This is a genomic window from Chryseobacterium potabilaquae (assembly GCF_902728265.1).
Lineage (GTDB): Bacteria > Bacteroidota > Bacteroidia > Flavobacteriales > Weeksellaceae > Chryseobacterium > Chryseobacterium potabilaquae.
In genome coordinates this window covers 1-541 of sequence record NZ_CACVBR010000141.1, presented here as the reverse complement: position 1 = coordinate 541, position 541 = coordinate 1, and the positions used below count along the sequence as shown (strand labels likewise).

At 37.7% G+C, this 541-nt stretch carries 1 protein-coding gene; it reads left to right on the top strand.

What is annotated here, in order from left to right; all coding sequences use genetic code 11:
• The coding region (locus CHRY9293_RS18550) for a phosphopantetheine-binding protein (protein ID WP_162034328.1) at window positions 1-541 on the top strand (541 nt) is incomplete at both ends.

The window sequence follows — 541 nt, the reverse complement described above, 5'->3', positions numbered from 1 at the left end:
ACAGGAGATTTAGTACGTTTTCTACCAGATGGTAATTTACAATATATAGGTCGTAATGACTTCCAGGTAAAGATCCGAGGTTATAGGATAGAATTGGGAGAGATAGAAAACGCCTTATTGAGCTATGAAAGTATTCGTCAAGCAGTAGTCTTAGCTAAGGAACAAGGTTCAGGGATAAAATACTTAGTAGGTTATTATGTGTCTGATAATGTAGTTAATCATGAAGACTTATCTATGCACTTATCAGGTCTTCTTCCTGATTATATGGTTCCTTCTGTGTATGTTCATTTGGAAGAGCTCCCTGTTACGCTTAATGGTAAGTTGGATCGCAAGGCTTTACCTGAACCTAACTTTACAGGAGATAAGGAATATATCGCACCAACAACGGTTCTGGAAAAACAGTTAGCAGATATCTATGGAGAGGTCTTAGGTTTGGAATCTTCCAGTATCAGTATTCATGATGATTTTTTCAGATTAGGAGGTAACAGTATTATGGCTATAAAGCTTATCAGTCGTATCCATCGAGATCTTGGCTATCCCG